The sequence below is a fragment of the Streptantibioticus parmotrematis genome (genome assembly GCF_019890615.1).
Classification (GTDB): Bacteria; Actinomycetota; Actinomycetes; order Streptomycetales; family Streptomycetaceae; genus Streptantibioticus_D; species Streptantibioticus_D parmotrematis.
Genome location: NZ_JAINVZ010000003.1, coordinates 238,480 through 252,287, shown reverse-complemented (window position 1 = coordinate 252,287; position 13,808 = coordinate 238,480). Strand labels below are relative to the sequence as shown.

The window sequence follows — 13,808 nt, the reverse complement described above, 5'->3', positions numbered from 1 at the left end:
ATCCCGTTGCGGCGGCGCACCGCCACCCGTACCGTCGTACGTGGTCCTGATGTCGCCCGATCGGAGAAGGCCGTTGCTCGTCTGAGGCCCCACGACACCGTGCAGTGAACGCGTGCCCTGCCACGCGATCCGCCGCGTGTACGACCTCGGCGACGAACCGCCCTTCCGCGACCGCGTTCCCGGCCCGCTCGGCGCGCTCAGCCCTCCCGGCCCGCCCGGGACGCCCCTCACGGGCCTGCTGAGACTCCGGTCCGGGACGCTCCGTCCCCGCCGCTCGTACCCGCCTCCCACGGTGTCGGCACGCGTCACCCATCGACGTCAACCGACCGGGAGCCCCGCATGTCACAACCCTCCGCGTCCATCGCCACCGCCGACCTGTCGTTCGCCTGGCCCGACGGCACCACCGTGTTCGACGGCTTCCAACTCGCCGTCGGCCCGGGCCGCACCGGCCTGGTCGGCCTCAACGGATCCGGAAAGTCAACCCTGTTGAGGCTCATCGCCGGTGAGCTCACGCCGTCCCGCGGCACCGTGCGCGTACGCGGCGAGGTGGGCTACCTGCCGCAGGACCTCACCCTGGAGACCACCGCACGCGTCGACGAAGCCCTCGGCATCGACCGCGTCCGCGCCGCCCTGCACGCCATCGAGAACGGAGACCCGGACGAAGGGCACTTCGCGGTCGTCGGCGACGACTGGGACGTCGAGGAGCGCGCCCGCGCCACCCTCGACCAGCTGGGCCTCGGCCACCTCGACCTCGACCGCACGGTCGGCGAGGTCTCCGGCGGCGAGTCGGTGCTGCTGCGGCTCGCCGCGCTGCTGCTGGCCCGCCCGGACGTGCTGCTGCTGGACGAGCCCACCAACAACCTCGACCTGCGCGCCCGCGCCCGCCTGCACGACGCGGTCGCCTCCTGGCGCGGGGTGCTGGTGGTGGTCAGCCACGACCGCGAACTGCTCGAACACGTCGACCAGATCGCCGACTTGAGGGAGGGACGCGTCCACTGGTACGGGGGCAACTTCACCGCGTACGAACACGCCCTCGCCGTCGAACAGGAGGCGGCGGAACGCACGCTGCGGTCCGCCGAGAGCGATCTGCAACGCCAGCGGCGCGAACTGGCCGACGCACACGTGAAGTTGGCCAGGCGCGTGCGCTACGGACAGAAGATGTACGACACCAAACGCGAACCCAAGGTGGTGATGGGGGAACGCAAGCGCCAGGCTCAGGTCTCCGCGGGCAAGCACCGCCTCCTGCACCAGGAGAAGGTGCAGGAGGCCAGGGAACGCGTCGACGAGGCAGCCGCCGCGGTACGCGACGACGCCGAGATCCGCGTGGACCTGCCCCAGGCCGAAGTGCCGCAGGGCCGCACCGTGCTCACCCTGCGCGAGCTGCGCCTCGCCCACGGCGGCCGGGCCGAGCGGTTCCAGGTCCACGGCCCCGAGCAGATCGCGCTGACCGGCCGCAACGGCGCGGGCAAGACCACACTGCTGCGTACCCTCGTCGGCGAACTGGCGCCGTCGGCGGGCGAGGCGGTCGTCCACGTCCCCGTGCGCTACCTGCCGCAACGGCTGGACGTGCTCGACGACGCGCTGACCATCGCGGAGAACGTGGCGCGGTTCGCCCCGGACGCCGGTGACAACGAGATCCGGGCCCGGCTGGCGCGATTCCTGTTCCGGGGCGCCCGGGCCAACCAGCTGGTCGGCACCCTCTCCGGTGGCGAACGCTTCCGGGCCACGCTCGCCGCGCTGATGCTCGCCGACCCCGCGCCTCAACTGCTGCTGCTGGACGAGCCGACGAACAACCTCGACCTCGCCGGCGTCCGCAAGCTCACCGAGGCGCTGGCGTCGTACCCCGGCGCGCTGATCGTGGCCAGCCACGACCTGCCGTTCCTGCGGGGCCTGGGCATCACCCGCTGGGTGCGGATGGACGGCGAACTGACCGAGGGGGACCCCATGTGAGCCCCCGCGTGCCGGCCCCGACCCCTGGCCCCGACCCCTGGCCCCGCTCCCTGGCCCGGCGCCCGGCCCGGTGCTCCGTCGAGGGAGCGCCGGGCCCCGGCCGTCCGTCCTGCGCGTGACCGCCCGCCCGGGCGGGGACGCGCGGCGCGCGCAGCACTCAGCGGGCGCTGCCCAGGTCGCGGTCGGCCTCCGAGCCCTCCAGCATCAGGGTGGTCTCCTCGATGGTGAGGAAGCGGCCGTCCTCGGCGAAGCGGGCGAAGACGTACACCTCGGTGCGGACGACGGAACCGTCCTTCTTGACCACCCGGACCGTGTGGCGGTCGGCGTAACGGTCGCCGTCGGCGAGCTCGTCGTGCACCACGACCTCGCCCTCGGCGACCAGCTCCCGCAGGTGGGCGATGTGCGCGGTGAACTCGGCGCGGTTCGCCCAGGCGCCGTCGGTGCGCTGGCGGTACTCGGGGGAGAAGTGGCGGTCGACGGCCTCGTCGAGGGTCAGCTCCCGGTTGAAGAGCAGGTCGGTGAGGGCGGGAACGATGGCGGTGTGACGGGACATGGCGAAACCTCTCGTGTTCTTCAAGGCGCCGCACTTTCAGATTTGCGTGCGCGGCGCACGCTGTGGTCACACCGTACACCATGCTGCGTGCGTCGCGCACGCTAATCTGGAGGGGTGGAGAACGACGCGGGACACGAGATCGCCGAAGCGCTGGGCGTACTGCTCAAGCGCACCACCCGGGCACGCCTCTATCAGGGCCTGACCGACGGACTGGGGGAGGGAGTGGATGAACTGACGTATCCGGTGCTCAGCGGCCTGGCCAGGTCCGGCCCGCGCAGCGCGGCGGAACTGGCACCGGAGATCGGCCTCGACCGCTCGGGCGTGACCCGGCGCGCGACCCGGCTGGAGGAAGCCGGCCTGGTGCGCCGGGAGCCCGACCCCGATGACGCGCGCGCGTCACTGCTGGTGCTCACCTCGCGCGGGGAGGAGACAGTGGACGTACTACGGGAACGCCTGGCCGGCCACATCAACGCGGCCCTCAGCGACTGGGAACCGCAGGAGGTGGCGGTCTTCGCCCGGCAGTTGCGCGAGTTCGTGATGCGCGGACCGTTCCGCGCGGCGGACGAGGACGACGGAACGCGATGACGGCGGCCCGTGGCAGCGGTAACGGCGGCCTGTAACAGATGAGTTGGGCGTCCGGCGGAAGGCCGGACGCCCACGTCTCCGCTAGCGGGAGAAGATCCCGATCCCCTCGGGCACCGGGCGCTCCGCCCCGTCCGACGGATGGTTGACCACGGTGACCTCCGCCGCGTGCGGCTGCCTGGCCACCAGTGTCGACGAGCCGCCGCCGTCCAGGTCCACCGCCGACGACGCCCCCAAGTCCCGCATGAGCGAGGCGAGTTCGGCGACCGTCAGCCCCACACCGTGCCCCGAACCGCCGTCCAGGGCCATCAGGTAGAAGCGGTGGCCGCCCGTGGCGAATCCCGCGCTGGTGCGGATCGCGGTCGTCGTGTCGTCCAGACCGGACAGCGGCGCGCCGCCACGCAGCAACGGGAACCCGCCGACCGCGAACCGCAGCGGCGACCCACCGGACCCGGTCAGACGGTCGCTGACCGTCACCCGCTCCCCGACCCGCAGCGCACGCAGCGCCGTCGCACCGCCCTCGCGCCCCACCAGCACCACCGTGCCCCGCGCGATGGTCCCGGAACCGGGGGAGTCGGAGACCGACACCACCTTGCCCTGACGTACCGTCACCTCGTAGGTCTCGGTCGTGCACCCCGCGGCGCGGTCGGTGTCGGTGCCGCAGACCGCCCGCTCGCGGGAGGCCGACCCCCACAGCGAGGTGTACGCGCCGACCCCGCCGACCGGCAGCGCGTACTGGTTGAGGCCGCGCAACGCGATCGTGCGGCCGGCGGCGGACACCGCACCGGAGAGGGTGAGCCGGTCCAGCCGGGCCACCCGGTCCGCGCCGACCCCGATCACATCGCGGGTCGAGTCGCCCGGCGGCATCGCCGGACCGAAGCGCTGACCGTCCGGCACCGCCGCCTTGTACGTGATCCCGCGCCCGACGGCCGGACCCACGGCCGCGCTGGTGGGCTCGACGCCGGGGTGCTGGGTCTCGCTGTTGTCGAAGAAGTCCGCGTTGACCCCGCCGACCGCGCCCTGTGAGTCGGCCAGGTCGGAGACGGTCCCGGGTCTCGCCACCGTGCCGGGCGTCAGCAGATCGGCGGAGACGTGGCGGTTGGTCAGATCGGCCACGAGGACGTACCCGTGGGCCGTGCCACCGGTCTCCTGGACCGAGAACTCCTCGTACGTGACCCCCGGGGCGAGGGTGGTGTGCCGGGTCACCCGGACCCGGTCGGCGGCGGACGCGCCCCCGGCCGCACTCCCTGCCAGCAGCACGGCGCAGGCGCCCAGTACGGTCACCGCGATGCGTGACCGCGACCGGCGGCCGAGGAACGAACGTTTCGTCACGAGCCCTCCTGGGGTCTCCAGTTGATGTCGTCCCGCTGTGTGATGGCACCCCGCTCCGCCATGCCCCCGTTCACCCGGTGCGCATGTGCATGCCATCACGGCAGTGGCAAACGAAGGGGGGACCGACGCGGTCGATCAGGGGAATTCCCCACGGTGGCGGGCAGCCGGTGGCGGGCAGCGCGATGGCCGGGCCCAGGTCGGCGCCTGGGCCCGGCCGGATCGCGGTCAGTGGCTGCGGCGGGTCACCAGTTCCGCCAGGGCCAGCAGCTCACCGGCCTGTGCGCCGTCCGGGATCGCGCCGGACAGGTGGCCGATCGCGCCCGCCATGCGGTCGCAGGCCTGCATCTGGGCCCAGTCCCGGCCGCCCGCGCGATCGATCGACTCCGCCGCGCCGTGCAGCTCGGCGGCGGTCAGGGGCTCGTCAGTTCCGTAGATCCGGGCGAGCTCCGCCCCGGCGGGGGTGCCGGAACGCAGGGCGGCGACCACCGGCAGGGACTTCTTGCGGGCCGCCAGGTCCGCGCCCACCGGCTTGCCCGTCACCTGCGGGTCGCCCCAGATGCCGATCAGGTCGTCGATGAGCTGGAACGCCAGCCCGACCTGGCGGCCGAAGGCGTCCATCGCCTCCACCGCCTCCGGCGGCGCCTGCGCGTAGAGGGCGCCCAGGGCGCACGCGCACCCCAGCAGCGCGCCCGTCTTCGCCTCCGCCATCGCCAGGCACTCGCGCAGCGAGACGTCGTCGCGGTGCTCGAAGTCGCAGTCCGCGTGCTGCCCGTCGCACAGTTCGATGACGCAGGACGCCAGCCGGGCCGCCGCCCGCGCCGACGCCGGGTGGTCGTCCTCCGCCAGCACGCGCAGCGCGAGGGCCTGCATGGCGTCACCGGCGAGGATGGCGTCGGCACTGCCGAAGACCGACCACGCGGTGGGACGGTGCCGACGGGTCGGGTCGCGGTCGATGACGTCGTCGTGGAGCAGGGTGAAGTTGTGCACCAACTCCACGGCCGCCGCCGCCCGTACGGCACCCTGCGCTGCGTGCGGGCCCCCGAGGGCCTGAGCGGAGGCGAGCACCAGCGCGGGACGTATCGCCTTGCCGGAATCGCCGCTCGCCGGTGCGCCGTCGCTGTCGAGCCAGCCGAAGTGGTAGCCGGCGATCCGCCGCATGGAGCCGGGCAGTGAAGCCACCGCCGACCTCAGCACCGGGTTCACCGACTGCCTGGCACGGGCGAGCACGGCCGCCGCCTCGTGGCCGTCGCGATCGATGCCTTCGCGGTCGAGCGTGGAGATTCCCATGGTTGACGCACCTCGGCTTCAGTGAGGACTTGGGTCAGGGCTGCGCGAACTGAACGAGGGGGGAAACGGGTGAGATCACCACCACTTACGGTGACGGCAACCGGCGTGCGAGGACAAGCGTTCGGCAGGGCGCGCGGTCATCGGGATGCCGCTTGTCGCGTCCATCCTGTGACGCGCGCCCTGCCTTACGCCCAACGCCCTTTCAGGGAATGTCAGTCATGGGAGAGGGAGACTTCGACATTCTCCAGGACGCCGATCGCGTCGGGAACCAGAATGGCCGCCGAGTAGTAGGCGGTCACCAGATAGGAGATGATCGCCTTCTCGTTGATTCCCATGAATCGCACCGAGAGACTGGGCTCGAACTCGTCCGGGATTCCGGCCTGGTGGAGCCCGATGACGCCCTGGTTGTCCTCGCCGACTCGCAGCGCGATGATGGAACTGGTGTTGCCGCCGTTGACCGGGATCTTGTTGCAGGGGAGGAGGGGAACTCCTCGCCAGGACGGCACGGCGTTTCCGTGGAACTCCACATTGCCCGGGTAGAGCCCGCGCTTGTTGCATTCCCGGCCGAAGGCGGCGATGGTGCGCGGGTGGGCCAGCAGGTACTGGGTGTTGCGGCGGCGGCTGATCAACTCGTCCAGGTCGTCCGGGGTCGGCGGGCCGGACCGGGCGTGAAGGCGCTGGCTGTACTCCGCGTTGTGCAGCAGCCCGAACTCGCGGTGGTTGATCAGGTCGTGTTCCTGGCGCTCGCGCAGCGCCTCGACGGTGAGCCGCAACTGGTGCTCGACCTGGTTCATCGGCTGGTTGTAGAGGTCGGCGACCCTGCTGTGTACCCGCAGGACGGTCTGGGCGACGCTCAACTCGTACTCGCGCGGCGAGAGTTCGTAGTCCACGAACGTACCGGGCAGCAGGGCCTCGCCCTCGTGGCCCGAGGACAGGGCGATCTCCGCCTCACCGTGCTTGTTGCGCGCCGGGCCCGAGCCCGCCAGGTACTCGGCGACCCGCTCGCGCAGCGACTCGGACTGCGCGGCGACCGCGGCGAACTCCTCCCTGGACAGCGACATCACCGTCACCGCCGTCTTCGCCTTGGCGGTGAACTCCCAGGCGCCGTCCTCGTCGCCCAGGGAACGGTCGCCGAAGTGGTCGCCGTCCGCCAGCACGCCGAGCACGGCCGGCTCGCCGTACTTGCCCTCGCCGAGTTTGTCGATCTTGCCGTGGACGATCAGGAAGACGTGGTTGGCGGGGGCGCCCGCCTCCACGATGACCTGGCCCGGCTCGAACTCCCGCTGGGTGAAACGGCCGGCCAGCGCGCGCAGCACCTCGACGTCGCCGAAGTCGCGCAACAGCGCCAGCTCGCCCAGCTCTTCGGGAATGACCCGGACCTCGGACCCGGTCTGGACGAAGTCGACCCGGCCGTCGCCGACCGTGTAGGTCAGCCGCCGGTTGACCCGGTACGTGCCACCCGCTACTTGGACCCATGGCAGAATGCGCAGCAACCAGCGCGAGGTAATGCCCTGCATCTGCGGTGCGGACTTGGTCGTGGTCGCCAGGTTCCGCGCGGCGGCGGTGCTCAGGCTCAATTGCGCCTGGCCGTTCTGCGCACGCGAATCCCCGGAATCCCCGTTTGATTCCACGCCAAGGCCTGCATCGACCGACATCGAAGGTCCCTCCCCTAATTCGTGTGGCCTGCGGATCAATGGTGGCGTTGATCACCGGGCACTGTCATCACACGGACAGGTGAATCGACGCATCGGACAGCGGGATGGAACGAATTACTGGGTCTCGTACGCGCGAACGGCGCGTACGGAGAGCGTGCGCGACGGCGCGCGATTCGCGAAGTGCCGGGTGGCGTGCGCCGGGCGGGCGTTGACAGGCGGAGCGAGGCGGCAGGAGACTCGGGGCGACCGGGAGGGTGAACGCTGGTTCACCGCACGAACGTCCGGTCGGGCCACCGAGGAATCCATCACCGAGGACGCTGATGAACGACCCGATGCGTGACGTCTACGTCGTGGACGCCGTCCGGACCCCCGTGGGGAAGTACGGCGGCGCGCTGTCGTCGGTGCGGCCGGACGACCTCGCCGCGCACGTCGTGAGGGCCCTCGTCGGCCGCTCGCCCGACCTGGACCCGGCGCGCGTCGACGACGTGGTCATGGGCAACGCCAACGGCGCGGGCGAGGAGAACCGCGACGTGGCCCGGATGGCCGCCCTGCTCGCGGGACTGCCGGTCACCGTGCCCGGCGTGACCGTCAACCGGCTGTGCGGATCCGGTCTCGAAGCGGTCATCCAGGCCGCCCGCGCGGTGGCGGTCGGCGACGCCTCGGTCGTGGTGGCGGGCGGTGTCGAGTCGATGTCGCGCGCCCCCTGGGTGCTGCCGAAGCCCGAGCGCGCCTTCCCCGCGGGCCACCAGCAGATGTTCTCCACCACGCTCGGCTGGCGCATGACCAACCCGCTGATGCCGACGGAGTGGACGGTCGCTCTCGGCGAGGGCGCGGAGCTCGTCGCCGACCGGCACGGCATCACCCGCGAGGCGCAGGACGCCTTCGCCCTCGCCAGCCACGAGAAGGCCGCCCGGGCCTGGAAGGACGGCGCGTACGACGCCGAGGTGGTGCCGTACGAGGGCGTGGACCTGACCCGTGACGAGACCGTGCGGGACAACACCTCGATGGAGGCGCTCGGGCGTCTCAAGCCCGCGTTCCGCGACGGCGGCACGGTCACCGCGGGCAACTCCTCCCCGCTCAACGACGGCGCCGCCGCGCTGCTGCTCTGCGACGAGGAAGGGCTGCGCGCGACCGGTCGCGAACCGCTGGCCCGGATCGGCGCGTGCGCGGTGACCGGCATCGAGCCGCAGTTCTTCGGCCTGGGCCCGGCCGAGGCGGTGCGCAAGGCACTGGCCAAGGCGGGCCGGGGCTTCGGCGACCTGCGCACGTTCGAGCTCAACGAGGCTTTCGCCGCCCAGGCGTTGGGGTGCCTCGCCGAGTGGCCCGACCTCGACCCCGCGGTCGTCAACCCGCGCGGCGGAGCCATCGCCATCGGCCATCCGCTGGGCGCCTCCGGTGCCCGGCTCGCGGGCGCGGTCGCCCACCAGCTCGCGGCGGCGGGAGGCTCGGGCACCGGGCTGGCCGCGCTGTGCATCGGCGTGGGGCAGGGGCTGGCGCTGGTCCTGGAGCGGTGACTCGGGACACGCGCCGCGGTCAAGCCGTCGCCGCGCCCGGCAGCACGACCCGCAGGAATCGTTCCAGCATCGCGTCGACCTGGTCGGGCACCTCCAACTGCACGAAGTGACCGGCCCCGACCGTGCGGCCCAGCGCGACACCCGGGTGCTCGCGGAGCGCCGGCTCCGGCTCGTCCGCGGTGATCGCCAGCAGCGGCACCGCCGCACGGGCCAGTGCTCCCGCGCCGTCGAACTCCGCCATCGCCCGCATCCCCTCCGCCGCGACCGCCGCCGGCACCACGGCCGCGCCCGCGATCGTCTCCTCGCGGCGCGCGGTGTCGGTGGCCAGCATCCGCCGGGCGGCGAACCCCCGGCGCCAGGAGCCGTCGTGGTCGGCGGCGACCTCGGCCACCGACCGCGCGAACCGGGCCTTGGCCGCCTCCTTCGCCAGCGGCGCCGGATCGACCAGGACCGCGGCCCCCACCTCGTCGGGGAACGCCGCGCAGGCCAGCGCGACCAGTCCGCCCAGGCTGTGGCCGACGACGACCGGGCGACGCAGTCCCGCGTGCCGGATCACCGCGCGCACGTCGTCGGCGAAGGCGGCAACGGTGTAGCACCCCGGGTCGCCGGGGTCGGGCCGGTCGCTGTCGCCGTGCCCGCGCAGGTCGAGCGAGACGACGGCGCGCTCCCCGGTGAAGTGCGCGTGCTGCGGGGCGAAGTACGACCGGTCGCAGCACCAGCCGTGCACGAGGACCAGCGCGGGGTCGCCGCGCCCGTCCCTCTCGTACGCGATACGCACGCCGCCCGCCGACTCGGCCACCTGACGCATCCCGGACCCCACCTCGTCGCCTCGCGCGGGCCGCTCCCGCGTCGAGCGCAGTATGCCGGAAGCCGTTCAGCCATCCCCGGGCAGACGCCCGCTCGTCACCTACCGCCGGTCGACCCCGGCCGCGGGCAAGCGGGTTGACCCGTGGGGACCGAAGCTGTCACGCCGCCGACAGCGCGCCCTCCGGTTCGCTCGGGAGGGCCCGTAGCGACCGCAGGCAGAGGGTGCCCACGGCCGACATCAGCCCGAACGCCACGCAGCACGCCCAGGGCAACCACTCGTGCCCGCTGTGCCGGCCTATGTCCATCGCCCAGCCGATCACGAAGTTCCCGCCCGCGCACGCGGCGCCGGAGAAGACGTAGAAGAGGCCGAAGTACGTCCCCGTCAGCTCCTCGCGGCCGAACCGGGGGATCAGCTCCATCACGGCCGGCTGCGCCACCATCAGGCCCAGGTACATCAGGCAGACCCCGGCGGCCAGCGGCAGCGTGCGCAGCACGGCGGCGGACGCGTCCGGCGGATCCCTGAGGTCCGCCACCAGCGCGGGCGGCACGAACCCGAGCCCCATCAGGGCGAGTCCGGGGCCGACCCAGCGCGAGGGGCCGCCGCGGGTCTGGACGAAACGGGTGATGCGCAGTTGGAAGACCAGGTTGGCGACGGTGCCGAGGGTGGGCGGCAGCCCGCTCGCCCCGTCCCAGCCGGACGCCCGGCGGGCCCCCTCCGGCATCAGCAGGTACATCTGGTTCTGGAGGGTCGCCATGCCCACCATGGTGGCCGCGAAGGCCATGAAGCTCCGGTTGCCGAACGCCTCGCGCCAGTCGGCCAGCACCCCGGCGCGTGACGGGGACACCTTGTGGGCGGGCAGCGCGAACATCTGGGCCACCGTCAGCACCGCGAACAGCGAGGTGGCGGCGAGCGCGCAGACCTTGAAGTTCACCAGGAACAGCAGGCTGCCCAGGACCAGTCCGAGCAGGCCGCCCGCGGTCTCGAAGATGTTCAGCAGCCCGAACGCCTCCGCGCTGCGCTCCCGTGCCTCGACGGCCAGGTAGGCACGCGCCGACGGGTAGAACAGCGCGGCGGACAGGCCGCTCAGCGCGGAGGCGACGAGCACCACCCACGTTCCCTCGCCGAAGGCGAAGAGCCCGAAGCCCACGGTGCGCAGCACGCAGCCGCACGGGATCACGCGGTGTGCCCCCAGCCGGTCCGCGGCGCTGCCGCCGAGCACGAACAGGGACTGCGAGCACAGGTTGCGCACTCCCAGCACCACCCCGACCAGAGCGGTGGACATCCCGAGGTCTCTGCCGAGGTGCGTCGCGAGGTAGGGGATCAACAGGTAGAAGCCGAAATCAACGGTGAACTGGTTGATCAGCAGCAGTCGTACGGACATGGGAAAGCTACGCAGAGATTTCAGTGTTCCCATATCGGCAGAGTAGATCCGGAAACGCGCCGAATTTCCGTCGAGCTGGAATTGCGACACTTTCCAGCTACAATTGCCATATTTACTGTGCCTGAATTGCCCCTTATTGTGGCGTTCGGTATGGAATCGCCGAACGTCAGGTCGAGTGGGCTGTCCGAATCATCCCTGTTTGAATGGTCGCTCGTTCGCCGTCGCCGACTCGTGGGGATCTTGGTGATCGGGCGGATTTGCCGCTGTGCGGCGCGCCAGGAAATCCTCAACTCGGCCCCAGAATAAGGTAGTTAGGCGGGCGAAGGATGTGTGACGCATTCTCGTGGACCGGGGAATGCGGGAGTGTTCGATACTCTCCCGGCGCGGGCGGCTGGTCTGCCGGATGCGGGGGTCGCCATGGGCCCCCGGTCACGGATTGGGGCGCCTCTGTGGACGGGTCCCGGCGACGGGGCCGGGAGCGTGGGGCCGCCCTCGGTCGGTGCCGCGTCGGCCCCGCGCGGTCAGTGGGTGGGGCCGGCGGGAGCGGCGGTCCGGGAAACGAGAAGGACCCCTGCTCAGCAGGGGTCCTTCTGTCATGGTGTCCGAGGGGGGACTTGAACCCCCACGCCCGATAAAGGGCACTAGCACCTCAAGCTAGCGCGTCTGCCATTCCGCCACCCGGACCGGGTCGCCGCCACCGGGTCTCCCGGCGCGACGCGGTAAACCATAGCAAAGATTGCGGGGCCCCGATCACCACGAAGCCCCAGGTCCGCCCACGGCCCGCGGGGTTGTGACGAGCGTGTGACGACCCGCGTCCGCCTTGGGCGCGGCGCGGGCCGCGCGAGAGGATGGCGGGGGAGCCGCGCGGGCGCGGCGATCGTCATGAGGAGGCAACGTGAGCGAGTCGAAGCCGGTACCGACGGTCAGCGGACAGGACGAGGTGGTGGACCTGTGCCGCGACCTGATCCGCATCGACACCAGCAACTACGGCGACCACTCGGGGCCCGGGGAGCGGGTGGCGGCCGAGTACGTCGCCGAGAAGCTCGCCGAGGTCGGGCTCGAACCGCAGGTCTTCGAATCGCACAAGGGCCGCGCCTCCACCGTCGCGCGCATCGCGGGCGAGGACTCCTCGCGCCCCGCCCTGCTGATCCACGGTCACCTGGACGTGGTCCCCGCCAACGCGGACGACTGGACCCACCACCCCTTCGCCGGCGAGATCGCGGACGACTGCGTGTGGGGGCGCGGCGCGGTCGACATGAAGGACATGGACGCGATGACGCTGGCCGTCGTCCGTGACCGGCTGCGCAGCGGTCGCAGGCCGCCGCGCGACATCGTGCTGGCGTTCCTCGCCGACGAGGAGGCGGGCGGCGTCTGGGGCGCCAAGCACCTGGTGCGCGAGCACCCCGACCTGTTCGAGGGCGTCACCGAGGCGATCGGCGAGGTCGGCGGCTTCTCCTTCACGGTCAACGAGCAGCTGCGGCTCTACCTGGTGGAGACCGCGGAGAAGGGCATGCACTGGATGCGGCTCACCGTGGACGGCACCGCGGGCCACGGCTCGATGACCAACGACGACAACGCCATCACCGAGCTGTGCGAGGCGGTCGCCCGGCTGGGCCGCCACAAGTTCCCGGTGCGCGTCACCAAGACCGTGCGGTCGTTCCTGGACGAGCTGTCCGACGCGCTGGGCACCCCGCTCGACCCGGAGGACATGGACGCCACGCTCGCCAAGCTCGGTGGCATCGCCAAGCTGATCGGCGCCACGCTGCGCAACACCGCGCAGCCGACCATGCTGGGCGCCGGGTACAAGGTCAACGTCATCCCCGGGCAGGCCGTCGCCCACGTGGACGGGCGGTTCCTGCCCGGCTTCGAGGACGAGTTCCTCGCCGACCTCGACCGGGTGCTCGGGCCGCGGGTCAAGCGGGAGGACGTGCACGCCGACAAGGCGCTGGAGACCAGCTTCGACGGCTCCCTGGTGGACGCCATGCAGTCGGCGCTGCGGGCCGAGGACCCGATCGCGCGGGCCGTGCCGTACTGCCTGTCCGGCGGCACCGACGCCAAGTCCTTCGACGACCTGGGCATCCGCTGCTTCGGCTTCGCGCCGCTGCGGCTGCCCCCGGAGCTGGACTTCGCCGGGATGTTCCACGGCGTGGACGAGCGGGTGCCGGTCGACGGACTCAAGTTCGGCGTGCGCGTGCTCGACCGGTTCCTGGACCAGTGCTGAACCCCTGCCGCACTGGTGCCGACCGAAGTTGACGCAACGTCAGCTCAGGTCGACAGCTCGCGCGCCGGGTTCCGACCGCGTCCGATCATTCGGTTACGTGTACGGCCTTAGCCGGAACGGGTGAATGGATTCGATCGCTCGTTGCCCGCCCCCGGCGACTTCGTTAGGTCAGTGCGGTCCGCGGCTGGGACCGCACTGCCAACGAGGAGGAACAATGATCAAGAAGGTCGTCGCCGCTGCGGCTGCCACCACCGGTCTGGTGCTCGCGGGTGCGGGCATGGCCGTCGCCGACTCCGGTGCCCAGGGTGCCGCTGTGCAGTCGCCCGGTGTCATCTCCGGCAACGTGATCCAGGTCCCGGTTCACATTCCGGTCAACATCTGCGGCAACACCGTGGACATCATCGGGCTGCTCAACCCCGCCTTCGGCAACACCTGCGTCAACAAGTGACGTCGCGTCGGACCCCAGTGGTCTGACCTGTCCGGCCCTGGAGCGCTGCCGCGCTCCGGGGCCGTCAGTGGTCTCCA

At 71.8% G+C, this 13,808-nt stretch carries 11 protein-coding genes and 1 tRNA gene; 5 read left to right on the top strand and 7 right to left on the bottom strand.

Annotation, left to right across the window (positions count from 1 at the left end; all coding sequences use genetic code 11):
* Positions 1–339: 339 nt before the first annotated feature.
* Positions 340–1,950 carry an ABC-F family ATP-binding cassette domain-containing protein gene (locus K7472_RS06300; protein ID WP_222974866.1) on the top strand — a complete coding sequence of 537 codons (1,611 nt, stop codon included), beginning with the start codon at positions 340–342 and terminating at the stop codon, positions 1,948–1,950.
* Positions 1,951–2,107: 157 nt separating this feature from the next.
* Here the strand turns inward: K7472_RS06300 and K7472_RS06295 are convergent, their stop codons facing one another.
* The gene (locus tag K7472_RS06295) at positions 2,108–2,503 is read right to left on the bottom strand and encodes a nuclear transport factor 2 family protein (RefSeq protein WP_222974864.1); all 396 of its coding nucleotides are present in this window, start codon (positions 2,501–2,503) and stop codon (positions 2,108–2,110) included.
* A 114-nt stretch (positions 2,504–2,617) separates the two neighbouring features.
* Between K7472_RS06295 and K7472_RS06290 the strand changes: the two genes are divergently transcribed.
* Positions 2,618–3,088, top strand: coding sequence for a MarR family winged helix-turn-helix transcriptional regulator (locus K7472_RS06290; RefSeq protein WP_222974862.1), 471 nt, complete (start codon positions 2,618–2,620; stop codon positions 3,086–3,088).
* Between the two features lie 81 nt (positions 3,089–3,169).
* On the opposite strand, the gene K7472_RS06285 is transcribed toward K7472_RS06290, so the two are convergent.
* The 3 genes from K7472_RS06285 to K7472_RS06275 form a co-directional block, all read right to left on the bottom strand.
* Positions 3,170–4,342: a phosphodiester glycosidase family protein gene (locus K7472_RS06285; RefSeq protein WP_252395223.1), complete on the bottom strand. Its 1,173-nt coding sequence runs from the start codon at positions 4,340–4,342 to the stop codon at positions 3,170–3,172.
* A 300-nt stretch (positions 4,343–4,642) separates the two neighbouring features.
* Positions 4,643–5,704, bottom strand: a complete 1,062-nt coding sequence (locus K7472_RS06280; RefSeq protein ID WP_222974858.1) for a family 2 encapsulin nanocompartment cargo protein polyprenyl transferase — start codon at positions 5,702–5,704, stop codon at positions 4,643–4,645.
* A 212-nt stretch (positions 5,705–5,916) separates the two neighbouring features.
* Complete coding sequence (locus K7472_RS06275; protein WP_222974856.1) at positions 5,917–7,359, bottom strand: family 2B encapsulin nanocompartment shell protein; 1,443 nt, start codon at positions 7,357–7,359, stop codon at positions 5,917–5,919.
* 320 nt (positions 7,360–7,679) lie between these two features.
* On the opposite strand from K7472_RS06275, the gene K7472_RS06270 reads away from it, so the two are divergent.
* On the top strand, positions 7,680–8,873 hold the full coding sequence (locus K7472_RS06270; protein ID WP_289678941.1) for a thiolase family protein: 1,194 nt from the start codon (positions 7,680–7,682) through the stop codon (positions 8,871–8,873).
* A 19-nt stretch (positions 8,874–8,892) separates the two neighbouring features.
* Here the strand turns inward: K7472_RS06270 and K7472_RS06265 are convergent, their stop codons facing one another.
* The 3 genes from K7472_RS06265 to K7472_RS06255 all read right to left on the bottom strand — a co-directional run bounded on the left by K7472_RS06265 (position 8,893) and on the right by K7472_RS06255 (position 11,746).
* Complete coding sequence (locus K7472_RS06265) at positions 8,893–9,681, bottom strand: alpha/beta fold hydrolase (RefSeq protein WP_222974853.1); 789 nt, start codon at positions 9,679–9,681, stop codon at positions 8,893–8,895.
* Positions 9,682–9,838: 157 nt separating this feature from the next.
* On the bottom strand, positions 9,839–11,095 hold the full coding sequence (locus K7472_RS06260) for an MFS transporter (RefSeq protein ID WP_222974851.1): 1,257 nt from the start codon (positions 11,093–11,095) through the stop codon (positions 9,839–9,841).
* 563 nt (positions 11,096–11,658) lie between these two features.
* Positions 11,659–11,746: transfer RNA gene (locus tag K7472_RS06255), tRNA-Leu, on the bottom strand.
* A gap of 211 nt (positions 11,747–11,957) precedes the next feature.
* Here K7472_RS06255 and K7472_RS06250 point away from each other — a divergent pair.
* Entirely contained in the window at positions 11,958–13,283 is a 1,326-nt protein-coding gene (locus K7472_RS06250) for a M20/M25/M40 family metallo-hydrolase (protein ID WP_222974849.1), read from the top strand.
* A 214-nt stretch (positions 13,284–13,497) separates the two neighbouring features.
* Entirely contained in the window at positions 13,498–13,731 is a 234-nt protein-coding gene (locus K7472_RS06245; protein ID WP_222974847.1) for a chaplin, read from the top strand.
* Positions 13,732–13,808: the final 77 nt, after the last annotated feature.

What these genes read in the sequence shown, in the direction of transcription:
- K7472_RS06300 (WP_222974866.1), top strand. Translation starts at nt 340, where the DNA reads ATGTCACAACCCTCCGCGTCCATCGCCACCGCCGACCTGTCGTTCGCC.
- K7472_RS06295 (WP_222974864.1), bottom strand. Translation starts at nt 2,503, where the DNA reads ATGTCCCGTCACACCGCCATCGTTCCCGCCCTCACCGACCTGCTCTTC.
- K7472_RS06280 (WP_222974858.1), bottom strand. Translation starts at nt 5,704, where the DNA reads ATGGGAATCTCCACGCTCGACCGCGAAGGCATCGATCGCGACGGCCAC.
- K7472_RS06275 (WP_222974856.1), bottom strand. Translation starts at nt 7,359, where the DNA reads ATGTCGGTCGATGCAGGCCTTGGCGTGGAATCAAACGGGGATTCCGGG.
- K7472_RS06270 (WP_289678941.1), top strand. Translation starts at nt 7,680, where the DNA reads ATGAACGACCCGATGCGTGACGTCTACGTCGTGGACGCCGTCCGGACC.
- K7472_RS06265 (WP_222974853.1), bottom strand. Translation starts at nt 9,681, where the DNA reads ATGCGTCAGGTGGCCGAGTCGGCGGGCGGCGTGCGTATCGCGTACGAG.
- K7472_RS06260 (WP_222974851.1), bottom strand. Translation starts at nt 11,095, where the DNA reads ATGGGAACACTGAAATCTCTGCGTAGCTTTCCCATGTCCGTACGACTG.
- K7472_RS06245 (WP_222974847.1), top strand. Translation starts at nt 13,498, where the DNA reads ATGATCAAGAAGGTCGTCGCCGCTGCGGCTGCCACCACCGGTCTGGTG.